This is a genomic window from Nonomuraea sp. NPDC052116, from assembly GCF_040680035.1.
Classification (GTDB): Bacteria; Actinomycetota; Actinomycetes; order Streptosporangiales; family Streptosporangiaceae; genus Nonomuraea; species Nonomuraea angiospora_A.
Map to the genome: position 1 here is coordinate 1 of NZ_JBFAWA010000041.1, position 18,726 is coordinate 18,726.

General features: G+C 69.4%; 21 protein-coding genes. 13 read left to right on the forward strand and 8 right to left on the reverse strand.

What is annotated here, in order from left to right; genetic code table 11:
• From AB0L65_RS51080 to AB0L65_RS51090, 3 genes are all read right to left on the reverse strand, one after another.
• On the reverse strand, positions 1 to 1,499 hold a 1,499-nt coding region (locus tag AB0L65_RS51080), incomplete at its 3' end, for a DNRLRE domain-containing protein (protein ID WP_364262425.1).
• A gap of 142 nt (positions 1,500 to 1,641) precedes the next feature.
• The gene (locus AB0L65_RS51085; RefSeq protein WP_364262428.1) at positions 1,642 to 2,097 is read right to left on the reverse strand and encodes an acyl-CoA thioesterase; all 456 of its coding nucleotides are present in this window, start codon (positions 2,095 to 2,097) and stop codon (positions 1,642 to 1,644) included.
• Positions 2,075 to 2,413 carry a hypothetical protein gene (locus tag AB0L65_RS51090; RefSeq protein WP_364262430.1) on the reverse strand — a complete coding sequence of 113 codons (339 nt, stop codon included), beginning with the start codon at positions 2,411 to 2,413 and terminating at the stop codon, positions 2,075 to 2,077. The genes AB0L65_RS51085 and AB0L65_RS51090 overlap by 23 nt, the downstream gene beginning before the upstream one ends.
• Positions 2,414 to 2,538: 125 nt before the next feature.
• On the opposite strand from AB0L65_RS51090, the gene AB0L65_RS51095 reads away from it, so the two are divergent.
• From AB0L65_RS51095 to AB0L65_RS51105, 3 genes are all read left to right on the forward strand, one after another.
• Positions 2,539 to 3,516: an NAD(P)-dependent alcohol dehydrogenase gene (locus tag AB0L65_RS51095; RefSeq protein WP_364262433.1), complete on the forward strand. Its 978-nt coding sequence runs from the start codon at positions 2,539 to 2,541 to the stop codon at positions 3,514 to 3,516.
• A gap of 38 nt (positions 3,517 to 3,554) precedes the next feature.
• Complete coding sequence (locus tag AB0L65_RS51100; RefSeq protein ID WP_364262435.1) at positions 3,555 to 4,202, forward strand: class I SAM-dependent methyltransferase; 648 nt, start codon at positions 3,555 to 3,557, stop codon at positions 4,200 to 4,202.
• Between the two features lie 93 nt (positions 4,203 to 4,295).
• On the forward strand, positions 4,296 to 4,547 hold the full coding sequence (locus AB0L65_RS51105; RefSeq protein WP_364262668.1) for an HIT domain-containing protein: 252 nt from the start codon (positions 4,296 to 4,298) through the stop codon (positions 4,545 to 4,547).
• 129 nt (positions 4,548 to 4,676) lie between these two features.
• On the opposite strand, the gene AB0L65_RS51110 is transcribed toward AB0L65_RS51105, so the two are convergent.
• Positions 4,677 to 5,141 (reverse strand): hypothetical protein, encoded by a 465-nt coding sequence (locus AB0L65_RS51110; RefSeq protein ID WP_364262438.1) that lies wholly within the window; start codon positions 5,139 to 5,141, stop codon positions 4,677 to 4,679.
• 405 nt (positions 5,142 to 5,546) lie between these two features.
• Between AB0L65_RS51110 and AB0L65_RS51115 the strand changes: the two genes are divergently transcribed.
• The 5 genes from AB0L65_RS51115 (at position 5,547) to AB0L65_RS51135 (ending at position 8,888) form a co-directional block, all read left to right on the forward strand.
• Positions 5,547 to 6,080 carry a PadR family transcriptional regulator gene (locus AB0L65_RS51115; RefSeq protein WP_364262440.1) on the forward strand — a complete coding sequence of 178 codons (534 nt, stop codon included), beginning with the start codon at positions 5,547 to 5,549 and terminating at the stop codon, positions 6,078 to 6,080.
• Entirely contained in the window at positions 6,077 to 6,799 is a 723-nt protein-coding gene (locus AB0L65_RS51120; RefSeq protein WP_364262443.1) for a siderophore-interacting protein, read from the forward strand. The genes AB0L65_RS51115 and AB0L65_RS51120 overlap by 4 nt, the downstream gene beginning before the upstream one ends.
• 73 nt (positions 6,800 to 6,872) lie before the next feature.
• Positions 6,873 to 7,640, forward strand: coding sequence for a type I methionyl aminopeptidase (gene map, locus AB0L65_RS51125; RefSeq protein ID WP_363976157.1), 768 nt, complete (start codon positions 6,873 to 6,875; stop codon positions 7,638 to 7,640).
• 515 nt (positions 7,641 to 8,155) lie between these two features.
• Positions 8,156 to 8,419: a hypothetical protein gene (locus tag AB0L65_RS51130; protein WP_192787646.1), complete on the forward strand. Its 264-nt coding sequence runs from the start codon at positions 8,156 to 8,158 to the stop codon at positions 8,417 to 8,419.
• A gap of 205 nt (positions 8,420 to 8,624) precedes the next feature.
• The gene (locus AB0L65_RS51135; protein ID WP_355208778.1) at positions 8,625 to 8,888 is read left to right on the forward strand and encodes a hypothetical protein; all 264 of its coding nucleotides are present in this window, start codon (positions 8,625 to 8,627) and stop codon (positions 8,886 to 8,888) included.
• Positions 8,889 to 9,136: 248 nt separating this feature from the next.
• Here the strand turns inward: AB0L65_RS51135 and AB0L65_RS51140 are convergent, their stop codons facing one another.
• The gene (locus tag AB0L65_RS51140; protein ID WP_350729620.1) at positions 9,137 to 10,063 is read right to left on the reverse strand and encodes an adenosine deaminase; all 927 of its coding nucleotides are present in this window, start codon (positions 10,061 to 10,063) and stop codon (positions 9,137 to 9,139) included.
• Between the two features lie 88 nt (positions 10,064 to 10,151).
• Between AB0L65_RS51140 and AB0L65_RS51145 the strand changes: the two genes are divergently transcribed.
• Positions 10,152 to 11,309, forward strand: coding sequence for a helix-turn-helix domain-containing protein (locus AB0L65_RS51145; RefSeq protein WP_364262446.1), 1,158 nt, complete (start codon positions 10,152 to 10,154; stop codon positions 11,307 to 11,309).
• On the opposite strand, the gene AB0L65_RS51150 is transcribed toward AB0L65_RS51145, so the two are convergent.
• On the reverse strand, positions 11,265 to 12,458 hold the full coding sequence (locus AB0L65_RS51150) for an amidohydrolase family protein (RefSeq protein WP_364262449.1): 1,194 nt from the start codon (positions 12,456 to 12,458) through the stop codon (positions 11,265 to 11,267). The genes AB0L65_RS51145 and AB0L65_RS51150 overlap by 45 nt on opposite strands.
• A gap of 219 nt (positions 12,459 to 12,677) precedes the next feature.
• Here AB0L65_RS51150 and AB0L65_RS51155 point away from each other — a divergent pair, with 219 nt between their 5' ends.
• The 4 genes from AB0L65_RS51155 to AB0L65_RS51170 are packed head-to-tail and all read left to right on the forward strand — an operon-like array spanning position 12,678 to position 15,995.
• Positions 12,678 to 13,730 carry an ABC transporter substrate-binding protein gene (locus tag AB0L65_RS51155; protein WP_355208788.1) on the forward strand — a complete coding sequence of 351 codons (1,053 nt, stop codon included), beginning with the start codon at positions 12,678 to 12,680 and terminating at the stop codon, positions 13,728 to 13,730.
• Entirely contained in the window at positions 13,727 to 14,479 is a 753-nt protein-coding gene (locus tag AB0L65_RS51160) for an ABC transporter ATP-binding protein (RefSeq protein WP_364262452.1), read from the forward strand. Before AB0L65_RS51155 ends, AB0L65_RS51160 begins: the two co-directional genes overlap by 4 nt.
• Complete coding sequence (locus AB0L65_RS51165) at positions 14,476 to 15,225, forward strand: ABC transporter permease subunit (RefSeq protein WP_350729629.1); 750 nt, start codon at positions 14,476 to 14,478, stop codon at positions 15,223 to 15,225. The genes AB0L65_RS51160 and AB0L65_RS51165 overlap by 4 nt, the downstream gene beginning before the upstream one ends.
• Positions 15,222 to 15,995, forward strand: a complete 774-nt coding sequence (locus tag AB0L65_RS51170; RefSeq protein ID WP_355208791.1) for an ABC transporter permease subunit — start codon at positions 15,222 to 15,224, stop codon at positions 15,993 to 15,995. Before AB0L65_RS51165 ends, AB0L65_RS51170 begins: the two co-directional genes overlap by 4 nt.
• A 133-nt stretch (positions 15,996 to 16,128) precedes the next feature.
• On the opposite strand, the gene AB0L65_RS51175 is transcribed toward AB0L65_RS51170, so the two are convergent.
• Together AB0L65_RS51175 and dacB are read right to left on the reverse strand one after the other, a co-directional pair.
• The gene (locus tag AB0L65_RS51175; protein WP_364262455.1) at positions 16,129 to 16,911 is read right to left on the reverse strand and encodes a CAP domain-containing protein; all 783 of its coding nucleotides are present in this window, start codon (positions 16,909 to 16,911) and stop codon (positions 16,129 to 16,131) included.
• Between the two features lie 179 nt (positions 16,912 to 17,090).
• On the reverse strand, positions 17,091 to 18,635 hold the full coding sequence (gene dacB, locus AB0L65_RS51180; protein ID WP_364262458.1) for a D-alanyl-D-alanine carboxypeptidase/D-alanyl-D-alanine-endopeptidase: 1,545 nt from the start codon (positions 18,633 to 18,635) through the stop codon (positions 17,091 to 17,093).
• Positions 18,636 to 18,726: the final 91 nt, after the last annotated feature.

Here is an 18,726-nt window from a genome sequence, read left to right on the forward strand (position 1 = left end):
AAACGGCCCTTGACCGAGTTGTCGGTGTCCTTGAGCTTGGCCCACAGCTTGGGGGTGGCCGTGCTGATGACCGGCCGCCCGTCACCGGAGACGCAGGGACCGCCCGGGTCCGACCAGGCGTCGGCGGCCACCGGGTCGGACGGGATCGAGTTGTACTCGATGACCAGGCTCGGGTTGTTCTTGAACTTCTTCCACGCGTACACGTCGGTCTCGCTGGTGGCCCGCAGACCGATCGTGACGTTGGGCCACTTCTTGGCGGCGGCGTCCACGACCTGCGAGGTGACGTCGAACTCCACGCCGCCGGGCAGGCAGGACGAGCCCCAGCCCTTGGCCACGTTCACCGTGGAGAGCAGCCTGACCCACGAGGGCTGCTTGTTCCAGGTCGTGGCCTTGCTGATGGTGTTGGTGGCCCAGGCCTCGACCTTGCGGGCGCTGCAGGAGTACGACCACGTCTCGTACGTGCGCAGCGTGGCCTTGATGATCTGCTTGCCGTGGATGGTCGCGCCGGTGTTCATCTGGAAGAACGTGCGGTTCTTCTGCGACTCGACGTGGCCGACCCGGGCGACGTCGCTGGAGTTGAGGTAGTTGGAGTTGGGCCAGTTGCTCCAGACCGCCGTCCAGGCGTTGCGGGCGGCCGAGAAGTACGGGTCGAGATAGACGGGGAACTTGGTGTTCGGGTCCGTCATCATCTTTCTGTCGGGCTTGAGCCGCAGTTGCTTACCCGCCAGTTCCACGCCCATCGTCGCCTCGCGCGCCTCCGGGGAGCGGCCCTCCTTGAGCGCCTGCGGGCTCGTGATGCCCTTGGAGTCCCACATCTTCGGGGTGGGCGCGGTGAAGATCGTGCCCTCGTTCTTGTCGACGGCCTCGATGTTGCCCGCCTTGTCCGACTCGACCGACAGGCCGGAGGCCGACAGCGGGAACGTCAGCTCCGTCATGCTCTCCGCGGCGGCCCGGGACTTGACCACCAGGATGTGGGAGAAGCCGTCCACGTCCGCGGTGACCTGGAGGTCCACGCCCGGCATGACCTCGGGGTAGGTGGCGGTGTCGCCGTTCAGTGTGGGCTTGGGGAGCGTGCCCTGCCAGCCCAGCTCCAGGGACTTGGCGCCGCGCGACAGCTTGGCCAGCGGGGCATTGCCGCCGCCGGAGAACCTCAGCCCGATCGCCGTCGCGGCCGGGCTGACAGAGCCGTCGGGGTTGAGGCGGAGCGTGGTGTCGACGGGGACCCAGCCGCCCGCCTGCCGGACGCGCACCGGGCGGACGTTCAGCTCCATCGAGAGCGTGCCGTCCGGTTTGGCGAAGACCTGGCGGGTCTCCGTACGCATCGATTCGATCTCCACCGGCCGGCCGGCGCTCCGAGCGGCCGCGACCGCGGACTCCTCGGCTTTCGGCGGCTCCTGGACGGCCTTCGGTGGTTCCGGCACCTCGTCGGCCTGGGCGGCGACCGCCGGAGAGATGGTTAAGATCAGCGCCGCCGTGAGCAGCCCATGCACTACCCGCATACGTCCTCGCCCGTGTTGAGCAGGGGTTACGCGCGGAACAAGAGCTGCCCGGCGTTTCCACGATCTTCGGATGGACGATCGGATTTTCACCCGCCCCCGAACCGGGAGTCCAGGGTTTTGTGCATTCTGCTCGAATATTTCTTCAGGGGCCGAATCTGCGGGTGAGGCCGAGGAGCTCGGGTTTGGCGGCTCTCGTGTGCCACTCGCGGTCGGGATCGGGCACCAGCCGGCGGGTCTTCAGGTCGAGCAGGCCGCTCACGTGGCTCACCTCGGCGGCCACGGTGCCGTCCGCGCGCCGCAGGAGATGGTGCACCCGGTAGGTCTTCCCGCCGCTCCACTCCCAGTCGCAGGTGACGTCCACCTCGTCGCCGCCGCGCAGCTCGCGGTGGTATTTGATGACGGTCTCGAGGTTGACGGGGCCGAGGCCGCTGTCGAGCAGCTCCTCGACCGACACCCCGGCGGCCCGGACGCAGGCGAAGCGGGCGTGGTCGGCGTACTGGATGTAGAAGCCGCCGTTGAGGTGGAGCTGCGGGTCGATCTCGTAGATGCGGACCTCGAGGCGGACGCTGAAGGGTTCAGTCACGGGGCTGTGCGTCATCGGGGGCTCCTTGTCCGGCCAGCCAGTCCAGCGAACGTTCGGTGAGATAGCGGCGACCGTCCTCGCGGACCTCCAGCCAGTCGCCGCGAACCCAGCCGCCGGCGGCCTGGGGGGAGAAGCCGTGCTTGCGGAACAACGCGCTGGCTTCAGCCCTGGTCAGGCCATCGCGCCCCCATTCGGCGATGAGTGCTCGATGCCGGCTGTCTGCTGGGGGTCGAGCCGGATCGGCCGAGATCGCATCCGCCAGCGCCGCGAATCCGGCGCTGATCTGGCGTAGCGCCGCGGCTATCTGATCTTTCTGCGGCCATGGCTCCATGTCCATAGGTTAGCAATTGCTACCGATTGGTGAGCATTGTCGATGGCGATCGGTGAGTGTTACCGTCTTTCACGTGTAAGAAGAATCTTACACATGACCGAAGACTCTGACCAGGGAGCATCGCCATGAAGGCCGTCCGCTACCACTCCTACGGCTCGCCCGACGTCATCAAGCTCCTGGACGTCGACAAACCCGAGATCGGCGACGATGACGTGCTGGTCCGCGTCCGGGCGGCCTCCGTCAACGCGGGGGACTGGCACCTCCTGCGCGGCCTGCCCTACATCTTCAGGGCGCAGGCCGGGCTGACCCGCCCCAAGGCCCACCTGCTGGGCGGCGACCTGGCCGGGGAGGTCGTGGCGGCCGGCAAGAACGTCACCGCGCTGCGGCCCGGCGACGAGGTGTACGGCTTCTGCCGCGGCGCGTTCGCCGAGTACGTGGCCGTTCCGGCGGAGGGGTTCGTGGTGCGGAAACCCGCCGGGCTGACGTTCGAGGAGGCGGCGGCCGTGCCGGTGGCGGCCGTCACCGCGTTACAGGCCCTCCGTGACAAAGCGCGGGTCAGGGCCGGGCAGAAGGTGCTGGTCAACGGCGCGGGGGGCGGGGTGGGGCCGTTCGCGGTGCAGATCGCCAAGACCCTGGGTGCCGAGGTGACCGGCGTGTGCGGGCCCGGGAACGTGGAGATCGTACGCTCGATCGGGGCCGATCACGTCGTCGACTACACCAAGGAGGACTTCACGCGGAGCCGCGAGCGCTTCGACGTCATCCTCGACAACGTGGCCAACCGCTCCCTGGCGGACTGCCGGCGCGTGCTCGCCCCTCAGGGGATCTATCTGCACAACAGCGGCGACAGGGGCGGGCGCTGGGTGGGGGTCATGACCCGCATCATCCATGTGATGGTGTCGTCCCTGTTCGTACGGCAGAGCCTGCTCGCCGGATACGTGGCCGACGAGAACACGGACGATCTCGTGGCCCTGCGCGACCTGCTCGAAGCGGGGAAGATCAGGCCGGTCATCGACCGGACCCACCCGCTGAGCGAGGTCCCCGAGGCGATCGGCTACATCGAGCGCGGCCACGCCCGGGGCAAAGTCGTCATCACCATGGCATGACGGCGGGATTGTCGGTGGCGGTTGAAAGGATCGGGCCCATGTCCGATCTCACCTCCGCGATCACCGGCTACTGGGACGCCGCCGCCCCCACCTTCGACGAGGAGCCGGACCACGGCCTGCGAGCCGACCGCACGCGTGCCGCCTGGGACCGCCGCCTGCGCGCCTGGACCCCGGCCCACCCGGCCGACGTCCTCGACGTCGGCTGCGGCACCGGGTCCCTGTCCATGCTGCTGGCCGCGGCCGGGCACCGGGTGACCGGCGTGGACGTGGCGCCACGGATGGTCGAGCAGGCCCGCGCCAAGCTGTCGTCCGCCGGGCTCGCGGGGCGGTTCCTGGTCGGCGACGCCGCCGCCCCGCCCACCGGCGACGACCGCTTCGACGTGGTGCTCTGCCGGCACCTGGTGTGGACCCTGCCCGACCCCGAGGCGGCGCTGCGCGAGTGGGCCGGCCGACTGCGCCCGTCCGGCAGGCTCGTGCTCGTGGAGGGACGCTGGCGGGAGACCGGGCAGCCCTACGTGGAGGGAGCCGGATCGCTGCCCTGGAACGGCGGCCTCGGCGCCGCCGACCTGGCCGCCGCTGTCCGCCCGCTGGTCGCCGACCTGCGCGTCGAGCCGCTCAGCGACGACATCGACCTTTGGGGCGGTCCCGTGCACGACGAGCGCTATGCGATCATCGCCTATGCCTGACAGAACGATCCGCGACACGGCCCTCTGTTACATCGTCCGGGATGACAGGCTGCTCGTGTTCCGGCACGTGGACTACAGCCCCGAGGAAGCCGGATCGTCGAAGGCGTCGAGCCCTCACAGACGATCCACGAAGACGACCACACGATCGCTTTCCTCAACCTCGCCCAGGCCGCCAAAGGGCACACGCTCGTCGTGCCGAGAGCGCATCACCGGGACCTGACGGACATCCCGTTCGACGAGGCGGCCCACGTCATGCGGGCCACCGTGGAGGTGGGGCGCCGGCTCACGGGCGCGCTGGGGGCGGAGATCCGCCGGTTCCGGTCAGGGCCCCGCCGCCTCTCCTGAAGCGGCGGGGCACTCACCCGTCAATCAGTTCTCGCCGAGCTTCCCGGCCCCGGCGTCGTACCTGTCCATGCCATCGCCCACGCCGGCCAGGTCGATGTCCCCGTTGCCGGAAAGCAGGTCGTCGCCCGACTACATCTCGATCACGTTGCCGGAGCCGCCGATGGTGGCGGCCCCGTCCCCCGAGATGAGGTTGTCCCGCCCCGGCGCCAGGTTCGCCCGCATCGGCAGGCGCGTACGGTTCCGCACCGTGTCGTCGCCCGGCCCGGTAACCACCACGATCGACTCGATCTCGTCGGCCGGGCAGGCCACCCGGCTGGAACTCTCCCGCCTGCACGGCGCGGACGCTTCGATCCTGTCGCCGGCGTTCGAAACGATCACCCAGCGGCCGGACAGGGACAGGTCGATGTTGTCGGACGCGTCGCCCCCGTAGACGTACAGTTCCGAACCGGACACGCTCACGTCGGTCGTGGCGTGCGCCGGCCCGGCGACGGCCAGCAGCGAGGCGGCCAGCGTCCCTCCCACGGCCAGCGCCCGCACGCCGTGCGCGCGCAGAGCGCTGATCCGCGGCCGCTTGCCGTTCCCCCGTGTACTCATCAATTCCCCCTGTGTTGGATGGCTCGCCCCGCGTGTCCGGGACCTTGGATGAGTACGGCGCCACGACGGCCGCGCTCCTGTGACGAAGCGGAGACACGTTCTGTGGTTTTGCCATGTTCGCCGAGGAGCCGGGCATAGGACAGGCCATAGCCTTGTTTTCAGGCGTCCGTCATAGCGAGCGTGGACGGAAGAGGGGCGTACGGTGCGCACACGCCCTCCGGCAACAAACGACTCCACACCTTCCACAACAGCACCGTTAGCCTCCATACCCCCGACAGTGGCATCACCAACCGCCACCACAATCTCCGAAGAAGAGCCCTGTCCTGCGGCTTTGCCGGGTGGCCGGGCCTCGGTGGGCTCGATCGACAGTTGCTTAGCTATATCGTTCGATATAGCATCCGAGCCATGATGCACGCACGTCGCGGCCCCGAGCGGGGTCCCACCGGGCGCTTCTTCGGTCCTGGCGAGCTTCGCCTGGCCATCCTGGCCCTGATTGTCGAGCGGCCCGGTCACGGTTACGAGGTCATGGGCCGCCTCGCAGACCGCTTCAACGGCACCTACGAGCCCAGCGCCGGCTCCATCTACCCCACCCTCCAGCTGCTCGAGGACGAAGGACTCGTACGCGTCGAGCAGGCAGACGGCCGCAAGGTCTACCACGTCACCGAGGACGGCAGGCGGGCGGCCGAGGAGCAGGCCGACGTGATCGAGCGGCTGTGGGGGCGGGCGGCCAGCAGGGGCGAGTGGGGGATGTTCCGCGAGCCCGAGGCCGCCGAGATCGTCGGGCCGGCGTTGCGCCTGGTCAAAGCCGCCGTGAAGGCGCTGGCCCACGCGCACGGCGACCCGGCCGTGGTCGAGCGCATCCAGGAGGTCTTCGTGGAGGCCCGCCGCAGGATCGAGGAGCTGGACACCAGGAGACGGCCATGGAAGGAGGCGCCATGAGGCGGAGCGTCGCACGGCGGTTACTCGACCGGATGTTCCTCACCGGCGAGGTGGTCGAGGTCGAGGAGGTGACCGCCCGCATGCGGCGGGTCAGGATCGGGGGAGAGGCGCTCGCCGACCTGGAATGGACGCCCGGCCAGCACGTACGCCTCTTCATCGGCGACGGCGGCGGCCTGCTGGGCGGCGTCCTGCGCACCTACTCGATCTGGCGGCACGACCCGGACTGGGAGGCCCTCGACCTGATCGGCTACGACCACGGCGGCGACTCGCCGGGCGCCTCCTGGATCAGGACCGCCGAGCCCGGCATGGAGATCTCCTTCACCAGGCCGGACGGCAGTTTCGTCACGCAGGAAGCCCGTTACCACCTGTTCGCGGGTGAGGAGACGGCCTCGGTGGCGTTCGGCGCGATGTTGCGGGTGCTCCCGGAAGGCGTCGCGGCATACGGCGCGGTGGAGGCCGAGGGGCCGGGCGACCATCTGGAGCTGCCCGAGGAGCTGGTCAAGGTGTGCCGGGGCGGCAAGCCGGCGGCCAGGTCGGAGGTCCTGGTCAACGCCGTCAGGGAGCTGGACCTGCCGGATGAGCCCGGCGTGGCCTACCTGGCCGGGGAGGCGCGCACGATCCAGGCCATCCGTGCCCATCTGGTCAACGAGCGCGGCTGGCAGCGCAGGGACGTCCGTACGAAGCCCTTCTGGACGCCCGGCAGAAAGGGGCTCGACTAGAGCGGTGCGACAGGCCCTCGTAGCGTGATAGTAATACCGGTATAGTTATTGGTAGCGCACGCGAGGAGGGGCCATGATCGAGCTGAAGAGTGCCGGAGAGATCGACGCGATGCGGGAGGCGGGGCGGGTCGTCGCCGCCGTCCACGCCGCGGTGCGCGAGCGGGCCGCCGTCGGCGTCTCGCTGAAAGCGCTCGACGAGGTGGCCCGGACGGTCATCGAGGACGCGAAGGCGGGAGCGTCGTTCCTCGGCTACCACCCGTCGTTCGGCGCGACCCCGTACCCGGGGGTGATCTGCACGTCCGTGAACGGGGTCATGCTGCACGGCCTGCCGAGCCCGTACCGGCTGCGTGACGGCGACCTGATCAGCGTCGACTGCGGCGCGTTCGTGGACGGGTGGCATGCCGACGGCACGGTCAGCTTCGCGGTCGGCGAGCAGCGCGCGGAGGACCTCAAGCTCATCAGGGTCGCCGAGGAGACGCTGGCCGCCGGCATCGAGGCGGCCGTGCCCGGCGGCCGGATGGGAGACATCGGCCACGCCATGTCCACGGTCGGGCGCGGCGCGGGATACGGCATGCAGAACGACTTCGGCGGCCATGGCATCGGGCGCGCCATGCACGAGTCGCCGTTCGTGCCCAACGAGGCCCGCGCGGGACGCGGGATGCGGCTGCGTCCCGGCCTGGTGATCGCGATCGAGCCGAGCCTGATGGCCGGGGGCGACGACGAGTACTACATGTCCGAGGACGGCTGGTCGGTGTGCTCGGGAGACGGCAGCAGGAGCGTGCACGTCGAGCACACGGTCGCCATCACCGCGGACGGCCCGGTCATCCTCACCGTGCCGTAGGCCCCCGCCTCCCGAACGGGGCGAGCCGGTCGCGGATCCGGCGGGCGGGCTCATGCGGCACGTGACGCACCGGCGGCGCGACCAGCCGCGAGAACGTGAGCGGCCCAGATCGCGCGGACTGCCGCGACGACGAACGTGATCCGTGGAAGTCGTCCTGGGAGCCGAACACCGGCGACGCGTGGCAGAACACCAGCCCGACCACCATCGGAGCGCCGTTCGGGGGCGGTCGGAAGGGGCGGGTCGTTACGCCTGGTCATGATCACCGCCCGTATGTACCAGTCTGAGGCCCCGAATGCGCCCGCGCCAAGGTCTGTGGCGAGGTGGGAAAAGGTACAGGAGTCACCACGGGGAAGCACTGCCACGTCAAGATCGACGATCTACATATCGGTTCGGCCATGCGCGCCATTTCGCCAGGTCAAGAGCGAAATTGTGGGCGTTTGTCGAAGTTGGGGGCCGGGGACATTCACTCTCGGCAGCTACGGAGAGTAGTGGACATGTACCAGAGAGGAATCGATATGTACAGACATGGGCTCGTTCTGGCCGGCCTCGTCGCCGGGATGGCTGTGTTCGGCGGCTCCGCGTTCGCGGCCACCACCGGCTTTCCGAAGGACCACGACGACAACAGGAAGATCCTGTTCGTCTGTGGCGACGACAACTACATCGCCGGTGGCGACATCAACAAGAACGAGAACAAGCTGCTGAACATCGAGACCGGCGACATCCTCGGCATCCTCAGCGCCCACAGCGAGGACGACAACCGGAAGTGCACGCTCGCTTAAGCAGTCTCCTCAGCGGTTGAGAAACGTAACCACGGGGCCCGCCTGTCAGGCCGGGCCCCTTGGTCTTGCTCAACCACTCGCCTGTGAGAGAAGCGCCCACAGGGTCAAAAGTGAAAATTGTGGGCGTTTGTCGCAGTCGAGGGTCGGGGACATCTCCCTCCGACAGCTACGGAGAGTAGTTGAAATGCATCAGAGAGGAATCGACATGTACAGACATGGACTCGTTCTGGCCGGCCTCGTCGCCGGGATGGCCGTGTTCGGCGGCTCCGCGTTCGCGGCCACCACCGGTTTCCCGAAGGACCACGACGACAACAGGAAGATCCTGTTCGTCTGTGGCGACGACAACCTCATCGCCGGTGGCGACATCAACACGAACGAGAACAGCCTGCTGAGTGTCAAGACCGGCGACATCCTCGACATCCTCAGCCGTCACGACGAGAACGACAACCGGAAGTGCACGCTCGCCTAAGTAGTCTCTTCGGCGGTTGAGAAAACGTGACCACGGGGCCCGCCCGCAGGGTCGGGCCTCACGGTCTCGCCCAGTCTCGTCTGTGAGAGAGACCTCGCGCAGGTGGTCGGCCCGCACTTCGAATCCGCGTCCGTCACCCTACGCAGGGCCACTCGGAGGCGGTGGTTGCGAACACCTCGCCAGAACAGCGATGCCGCTACCGGACCTGCTCCTCGGCGGCCGATGCCGAGGGGCAGGTCCCCGTAGTCTCACCCTTCGTACGCGAACGACGCGTCGAAGGAGTTGCGGGCGATCCGGTCGAGCTGCTCGTCCGTCATCCCCAGCTCCCGCTGGAGCGCCGCGTAGTTGTCCTCGACGTAACCGCCGAAGTACGCGGGGTCGTCCGAGTTGACGGTCACGACGAGCCCTTCGTCCAGCATCGCGGGCAGGATGTGGTCACGCAGGGACGGCACGGCGCGCAGCCGTACGTTCGACAGCGGACACACCGTCAGCGGGATCCGCTCGTCCCTGAGCCTGGCCACGAGCTGCGGGTCCTCCATGGCCCTGATCCCGTGGTCCACCCGCTCGACGCGCAGGATGTCCAGCGCCTCCCACACGTAGTCCGGCCCACCCTCCTCGCCCGCGTGCGCCACCCGGTGCAGCCCTTCGGCGGCCGCGATCTCGAAGACCCGCCTGAACAGCGACGGCGGGTAGCCCACCTCCGCCGAGTCCAGCCCCACCCCGATGAACGACTCCCGGTACGGCAGCGCCGCCCGCAGCACCTGCTCGGCCTCGTCCGCCCCCTGGTCACGCAGGAAACACAGGATCAGCGCGGCCGACACGTCGCCGTCCTTCAGGGCCGCCGACAACCCGCCGAACACCACCTCCAGCGGCACGCCCCGGCTCAGGTGCGCCTGCGGGTCGAAGAAGATCTCCGCGTGCCGCACACCCTGCTCCTTGGCCCGTCGCAGGTAGGCGGCGGCGAGGTCGTAGAAGTCCTCCTCGGTGCGCAGGACCGCCATGTGCTCGTAGTAGAGGTCCAGGAAGGACTGCAGATCGGTGAAGGAGTAGCGGGAGCGGATGGCGTCCACGTCGAAGGTCGGCAGGTCGATCCGGTTACGCCGGGCCAGCTCGACGACGAGCTCGGGCTCGAGAGTGCCTTCGATGTGCAGATGGAGCTCTGCTTTGGGACGCATGACCACGAGTAAACCCGACCCCGCGAGGTCGGAGTATCGTGCGAACCTCTGAACTCTTGGCTATTGAGCTGGCATAACATCAGATTTCATGAGGCTGTCGGACCTGCTCGCGCGCGACGACCTGCGGCTGACGCTGGTGACAGGTCACGAGGAGGTCGACCGCGAGGTTCGGCGCGCGTACCCCACGGACCTGCCCGACCCCCGACGCTACCTGCAGTCCGGCGACCTCGTGCTCACCAGCGGCGTCTGGTACGGCGAGCCGGCCGACTGCGAGCGCTTCGCCGACGCGCTGTGGGCCACCGACGCCGCCGGCCTGGTCGTGGGGCTGATCGTGCTGGGAGAGCTGCCCGAGGAGCTGGTCAAGGCGTGCGAACGGCGCCGGCTGCCGCTGCTTTTGGCCGCTCCCGACCAGTCGTTCGGCGTGATCACGCAGGTCGTGACGGCCGAGGGGTTCGCGGCCGAGCAGCGCAGGGCCGAACGGGTGAGGGCGCAGACGCTGCTCGACGTGCTGGGCCACATCCCGCCGGGCGAGGTCTCCGCGCACCTGCGGCTGCTCGGCGCCGACCCGGGCCTGCCGACGGCCGCCATGGCGATCACGCGGACAGGACCGGCGAATGACGAGTACGACCTGCCTGAGGTCCTGCACGAGGGCCTGGCCAGGAGGGGCCGGCACCTGATCGTCGGCGGTACCTCGCAGGAGGCGATCGTGCTGGTCAACGGCCGGGCGTCACGCAAGAGCCTGGCCGACGAGCTGCGCGGCCTGGTGGCCGAGCGCCCCGGGCTGAGCATCGCCGCCGGGATCAGCGAGATGGCGGCCAGCGTGTCACAGCTCGGCGAGGCGCTGGAGACGGCCAGGCGGGGCATGGAATCGGCGCGGGGCGGCCCGGGGCCGGTGTCGATCATGTCGGTGGCCGACATCGACAGCTTCGACCTGCTGATGGCCGCGCTGCCGGCCAGCGTGCGCCGGTCCTTCCGCGATCACCTGCTGGGGCCGGTGGAGGAGTACGACGCGCGGCACGGCTCCGAGCTGCTGCGCACGCTCGACATCTTCCTGGAGACGTGCGGCTCCTGGCAGCGCACCGCCGACGAGCTGTACGTGCACGTCAACACGTTGCGCTACCGGATGCAGCGGATCGAGGAGCTGACCGGGCGGCGCATGTCGTCGATGCGCGACCGTACCGACCTCTACCTGGCGCTGCGGTCAGGGAGAGACGGGCAGGCGGCCCGCGACGACGCGGCCCCGTGAGACCACGGTCACGATGTTCTCCGTGGCCAGGTCCTCGATGCGCTCCCACGGACGCCCGCGCAGCACGACGAAGTCGGCGCCCAGCCCCGGCGCGATCCGCCCCACGGGCATGCCGATCGAGTCGGCCGCGTCGGAGGTGGCCGCGCGCAGCGCGGACTCGGCGTCCATGCCGAGCACCCGCGTCATGTGGACGACCTCGGCGAACTGGTCGCCGAACTGCACGTGGTGGCCGTTCGCGTCGGTGCCGAGCACGAACCGCACGCCCAGCGCGGCGGCCTGGGCCAGCAGCACGTCGCGGCGGGCGATCAGCTCGGCGGCCTTGGCACTGGCCTCGGGCGTGACGGGGACGCGGCCTTCGGCGATGGCCTCGTTGATCAGCAGCGTCGGCGCGACTGGCGTGCCCCGGGCGGCCAGCGTCTCGGCCAGGTCCTTGCTCATGAGCGTGCCGTGCTCGATCGAGTCGACACCCTCCTCGACGGCCACGCGGATGCCGTCCTCGGAGTGGGCGTGCGAGGCCACCAGCATGCCGAGCGCGTGCGCCTCGTCCACGACCGCCCTGATCTCGTCGCGGGTGTAGTTGCGCCAGGCGTTCTTGTCGCCGATCGACAGCACGCCGCCGCTGGTCGTGAGCTTGATGCCGTCCATGCCGGCGCGGGCCCAGGCGCGTACGAGCTTGCGGCACTCGTCGGGGCCGTCCGCCGTGGGCTTGCGCACGGGGAACGCGGGCGGCACGAACAGGTCGTTGTGCCCGGCCGTCATCCCCACCACGCCGTGCACCTGGACGCGCGGCCCGGGCAGGACCCCGGCGTCGAACACCCGGCGCAACGCGATCTGAGCCTCGTCGCCCGCCAAGTCGCGCAGGGTCGTCACGCCGTGCCGCATGGCCCGCTGGGCGTGGGCGGCGCCGTGCAGCACCTGCTCGTCCCGGGTGGTCACCAGCGGCCAGGTCGCGAAGTCCGGCGGGTCGCCGGGTCCCGCGTAGCCGACCAGGTGCACGTGCGTGTCCACCAGACCGGGGAGCACGCACAGACCGTCGTGGCCGGGCAAGGCGTCCGGCTGCACGCTGATGATCCGGTCCGGCTCCCAGCTCAGATCGACTGGGCCGCGATATTCGGTACCGTCCCAAAGGGGGATTCCGTCGAGTCTCATTTCAGGCACGACGCTACCGGAGCCGCCGGGTGGCTGGAGGGATCTACGGTCCTGGGGTGGCGCTCTCGTAGGGACCTACAGGGCTCGCCAGCGGTTTTCCCGCATTCTCCCTGCGTGACGGCTTCCGGTGCCCGGGCGTCCAAAACCACCGTCACACGATGGTAATAATCAATGGATACCGTCCTGACCTGCACGTTCACCGCCGCTCAAGGATGAATTATGGCTATTTCTCTCGATCGCCGCGCGTTCCTGCGGACAACAGGTCTGGCCGGTCTGGCGCTCGGCCTGGCCGCCTGCGGCGAGACCACGGCCGCCGGCGGCGGCGGAGAAACGAGCGGGCTGGGCTCGGTCAAGCTCCAGCTCTCCTGGAAGAAGAACGTCGAGTTCGCCGGCGAGTACTTCGCGGACACCAAGGGCTACTTCAAGGCCGCCGGGTTCTCGCAGGTCGAGCTCCTGTCGGGTGGCGGCTCCGGCACCTCGGTCGAGTCGGGCCTGGCCACGGGCCGCTGCTGGGCGGGCCTGTCCGCGCCCACGATCACCGCCCCGGCCGTCCTGCAGGGTGCCCAGCTGAAGATCGTCGGCGCGACCTTCCAGAAGAACCCGTTCGCGATCGTCTCGCTCAACAAGAACCCGATCAAGGACGCCAAGGACCTCGTCGGCAAGAAGATCGGCGTCCAGGACTCCAACGAGCTGGTCTGGAACGCGCTGCTCAAGGCCAACAACCTCGACCCGTCGAGCGTGACCCGCGTGCCGTTCCAGTCGGACCCCTCGATGCTCACCTCCGGGCAGCTCGACGGTTACGTCGGCTACGTCACCAGCGGTCCCGTACGGCTGCGGATGCAGGGCCACGACCCCGCCTACCTGCTGTTCGCCGACGCGGGCCTGCCGCTGGTCGCCGAGACGTTCACGGTGACGCAGGAGACGATCGACAAGGAGCGCGACAAGCTCAAGGCGTTCCTGACCGCCGAGATCAAGGGCTGGAGGGACGCCGTCGCCGACCCGGCCAAGTCCGCCGAGCTGGCCGCCACCGTCTACGGCAAGGACCAGAACCTCGACGTCAAGGAGCAGACCGAGGAGGCCAAGATGCAGAACGAGCTCGTGGTAACCCCTGACGTCAAGGCCAACGGCCTGTTCACGATGACGCCGGAGCTGATCGAGCAGAACATCGCCTCGCTCGCCAAGGCCGGCCTGACCATCAAGGCCGAGCAGCTCTTCGACCTGACGATCCTGGACGAGATCTACAAGGCCGACCCGAGCCTGAAGCTGTCATGACGGGGATCAGCATCGCGGGGCTGAGCAAGTCCTTCGGCAAGGGAGTGACCGCGCTGCAGGGCGTCGACATCCAGACGCCGAAGGGCTCGTTCCTGTCGCTGCTCGGCCCCTCCGGCTGCGGCAAGTCCACGGTGCTGCGCATCCTCGCCGGGCTGGAGGAGCCCACGTCGGGCGAGATCCGGGTGAACGGCGAGACGCCCGAGGAGCTGCGCAGGAGCCACCACCTCGGCATCGCCTTCCAGGACTCCGCGCTGCTGCCCTGGCGCAGCGTCGCGGCCAACATCCGGCTGCCGCTGGAGGTCGCCGGGCTCAAGCCGGAGCCCGGCGTGATCGAGGACCTGATCAAGCTGGTCGGGCTGGACGGGTTCGAGAAGGCCCGGCCCGCCGAGCTGTCCGGCGGCATGCGGCAGCGCGTGTCCATCGCCCGCGCGCTCGTGGTCAAGCCCAGCGTGCTGCTGCTCGACGAGCCGTTCGGTGCGCTGGACGACATGACCAGGCAGCGGCTCAACCTGGAGCTGCTGCGCATCTGGACCGAGAAGCCCGCCACGACGCTCATGGTCACCCACGGCATCGGCGAGGCCATCTTCCTCTCGGACGTGGTCGCCGTCATGAGCCCGCGCCCGGGACGGGTCATCGAGATGGTGGAGATCGGGCTGCCCCGGCCCCGCACCCCCGAGATGATGCGTACGCCCGAGTTCCACGCGATCCACGACCACCTCAGCGACCTGCTGTTCGGGCACGGCGCATGAGGCGCGTCCAGGGGCTGCTCGGCGTCGTCGCGCTCGTCGCGCTGTGGTGGCTGCTCGCCGTCACCGTGTTCGCCGGCGGCGGCGCGGTGCCCACCCCGTGGGCGGTGCTGGCCGCCATGGGCGCCGACGGCTGGGCCTTCTACGGCCCGAACGTCTCGGCCACGCTCGGCGCGGCGGTCCAGGGCTTCCTGTGGGGCAACGGGCTGGCCATCGGCGTGGCGCTGCTGGTGCTGCTCGTGCCCCGGCTGGAGGCCGTCGCCACCCAGCTCGCCGTCATCAGCTACTGCATCCCGCTGCTCGCCATCGGCCCCATCGTGCTGGTGGTCTTCGGCGGCGACGCCACCGTGGTCTTCCTCGCCGCCATCTCCGTCTTCTTCACCACGCTCATCGGCGCCCTGCTCGGGCTGCGCTCCGCCGACCGGGCCAGCCTGGACGTCGTCACCGTGTACGGCGGCGGCCGGCTGGCCAGGCTCCGCTACGTGCAGATCATCTCCGCCCTGCCCAGCACGTTCGCGGGCCTGAAGATCTCCGCGCCCTCCGCGCTGCTCGGCGCGATCATCGGCGAGTACCTCGGCAGCAACGACTCCGGGCTGGGCGTCTCCCTGATGATCTCCCAGCAGCAGTTCCAGGTGCCGCGCACGTGGGGGCTCGCGCTCGTGTCCGGGCTGATCGCCGGGCTCGGGTACGCGATCGTCGCCCTCCTCGCGCGCGTGGTCACCCCCTGGTCGAGAGGCGAGTCACAGTGATCGGCCGCACCGTGCTGAGGATCGTCGGGCCGCTGGTTCCTTCCGTGGTCATCGTCGTGGCCGCGTGGTGGGTGGCCCTGGAGGCGTTCGGGATCAGCCCGCTCGTCGGCAAGCGCCCGCCGCAGGTCTGGGAGTACCTGACCTCGTCGGCCGCCCACCGCGAGGCCGTGTTCGGCGCGCTGGGCATCACGATCAGGGACGCGGCCATCGGGTTCGCCACCGGGATGATCGCCGCCATGGTCGTGGCGGTCGCGTTCGTGCTGTTCAGGACCGTCGAGCAGACGTTCATGCCGGTCGCGATGCTGCTGCGGTCGGTGCCGCTCGTGGTGATGACGCCGCTGATCACCCTGATCTTCGGTCGCGACCTGCTGGGCGTGGCCGTGATCGGCGGCATCGTGGTCTTCTTCCCCGCGCTGGTGAACATCGCCTTCGGGCTGCGCTCCGCCTCGCCGCAGGCCACCGACCTGATCATGGCGTACGGCGGGACGCGCCTGACCGTCCTGCGCAAGGTGGCCGTGCCGACCGCGATGCCCTCCGTCTTCGCCTCGGCCCGGATCTCCGTGCCCGCCTCGATCATCGGGGCGCTCATCGCGGAGTGGCTGGCCACGGGCCGGGGGATCGGCGCCGAGATCCTGCGGGCGATCGGCGGCTTCCGCTACGACGAGGTGTGGGCGGACATCGTGGTGGTCACCGCCGTGTCGATCCTGGCGTACGCGGTCGTCGGCGTGGTCGAGTCGTTGGTCCTGGCCCGCTTCTCCGACCGCTCGTAAGCGGGGAGTTTGCGGGCCCGGCCGCGGTCCTGTGTGCGGGGGAGACGCGGCCGGACCCGCTCGGAAGGGAGCGCGTGGGCGTGCGGTGGGATACCGGCGGGTGTGGCCGGTGGAGGCCCGACGCTCCCGTGGCTCAGTGGGTGGCGAGGACCTGGGTCCAGGTTGGTCCCTTGGCGTTGTGCCCGACACCGATGTGGGTGAAGGAGCAGTTGAGGATGTTGGCCCGGTTTCCTGAGCTCTTGAGCCAGCCGCTCATCACGGAGGCCGCGGTGGGCTGGCCCATGGCGATGTTCTCGGCGGCTGAGCTGAAGGAGAAACCGGCGGCCCTGATGCGCCGGTCGAACGTGCGGCCGTCGCGTGAGTCGTGCGAGAAGTAGTTGTTCTCCCCCATGTCGGCCGAATGGCGTTCGGCGGCGAGGTGCAGCCTGGGGTCGTGGATGAGGGGACGGCAGCCCTTCTTCGCCCTGGCCCTGTTCGTGATCTTGACGACCTCCGTCTCGATCGGGGACGCGAAGCCACCGCCCGACGCGCACGACAGCCTCACCGGGAGCGACCGGCTGCTGCGCCCCTTCGAGTCGACCGCGACCACGTAGTAGCTGCGCGGGGTGGGGGAGCACTGCACGCCTGCGGTGATCCGCCCGGTGCCGACCGTCTTCGAGCCGCTCTTGAGGACCCGGTCGAGGCCCGACGCGACGACGTGGATGCGTACCCTGAGCCGGGCCTGGTCGGTGCAGCCCGTCCTGGTGGCGGTGCCTCGGACCACGCCCCTGGTCGCGACCGGCTTGGCCGCGACCACACGGCACGCCTGCGCCGAGGTGGCCTGGGCGGCCTGGGTGGCCGCCTGCGCGGCGGTCGCGGGGAAGCTCAACGCCGCCAGACTCCCGAGGCAGACGAGTGCCTGGAGCTGTCCGCGCATTCTTTCCTCCGGTTCAGGGCTCGACATTTGCGTCGAACCCGCATTCTGGCGCTCCCGAGTCGACCATGTACCGAAATTTCAGACCTAACTTGGAGCTCCAAGTGGCTGAATCGTGATCCAGCCCGGTAAACCACAGCGGCCCCCTGAGCGTCAGAGGGCCGCGCGGTTTCAGGTGCCGGCTAGCACTGCACGGGCTTCAGCCAGGAGCATTCGAGATCTCCCGCCTCGCCCTGCTCCGTGGCGCGGAGCTGCGTGGCGTCGGCGGTCGCGGTGGCCCGCGTGAACTGGGCGAGCCGGATGGCGATCTTGTCCTCGATGTCCTTGGGGGAGCCGGACAGGTACTGGTTCAGCATGATCGAGAAGATCAGCGGCTCGCCCTCGGCGCTCGTGACGTACCCGGACAGCGAGGTCACCCCGGTCAGCGAGCCCGTCTTGGCGTGGACGTTGTTCGCGGCCGGCGTGTTCCGCATCCGGCTGCGCAGGGTGCCGCCCACGAAGCGCTCGGCATTGCCCGCGATGGGCAGGGACTCGTACCAGGTGGTGAACCAGGGCTTGCCCCGCACCGCCGTCAGCAGCTGCACGATCGAGCCCGGCGAGAAGCCGTCACGGCGCGACAGGCCGGAGCCGTCCCGCATGTTGATCACCTGCACCCCGTTCGCCTTGGCGAAGTCGGTGCTGACCTTGAGCCCGGCCGACCACGTGCCCTGGTTCGCGACCTTGCGGCCCATGGCCTTGGTGAGGATCTCGGCGTGGATGTTGTTGCTCAGCTTCAGGAACGGGACCAGCAGCTCGCCCAGCGTCATCGACTGGTGCCCGGCCAGTTCCTTGGCCTCGGCCGGGGCCGCGCCCGTGACGGTCGGCCCGAGCACCTTGACGCCGTGCTTGGTCAGCGACGTGCGGAACAGCGACGCGACGTACGCCGTGGGGTCGTCCACGGCCACCCACTCCTGGTACGGGTCCTTCACCGTGCCGGTGATCACGACGGTGCGGCTGTTGTGCTGCCGCTCGATGAGCACGTCGGTCTCCGAGCCCACCGTGGCCTTGTTGACGATCTTCAGGTAGCCGGTCTCCGGGGTGGTGGACACCTTGACCTTGTCACCGTCGGCGGCCACGGAGACGATCACCGAGCCGGCGTCGTAGTCCCTGTCGGGCGAGGCGGTCAGCGCGGAGATGGGCGCCGCGTAGTAGGCGGTCTCGTCGTCCCACGACCAGTCGTTGCCGAGCCGCTGCGAGTCGAACCAGGTGTCGTCGGTCACCAGCTTGCCCGTCACGACCTTGACGCCCGCGGCGGCGACCTTGGCGGCCAGCGCGTCGTAGTCCTCGGCCAGCATGGTCGGGTCGCCGGTCCCGCGCAGCACCAGGTCCCCGGCCAGCAGCGACCCGGCCTTGCGGCCCGAGGAGAGCACGGTGGTGGAGAAGCGGTAGTCGAGCCCGAGGGTCTCGGCGGCCGCGGCGGAGGTGAACAGCTTGGTGTTGGAGGCGGGGGTCAGGAGCTTGCCCGCGTCCGTGGCGTACAGCTCTTCGCCGGTGGCGGCGCTCTTGACGACCACGCCCGCTCTGGCGATCGTGAGCCGGGAGTCGCTGAGGATCTTGTTGATGTCCTGGTTGAGGTCCGCCACACCGGCGGAGGGCTCCAGGGCGACGGCTGGGGAGGAGGGGCTGGACGCCCACGCGAGGGCCGCGACGAGCGTGCCCGCGACGAGGGATGCTGAGGTGCGCCGCATGGGGGGTCTCCAAGTGCATGGGGAATCGCCATGCCAGCGTGGATCACCGCAAGCCAGCTGTAATCCGCAAATATCCGTATTTGTCGGGCGA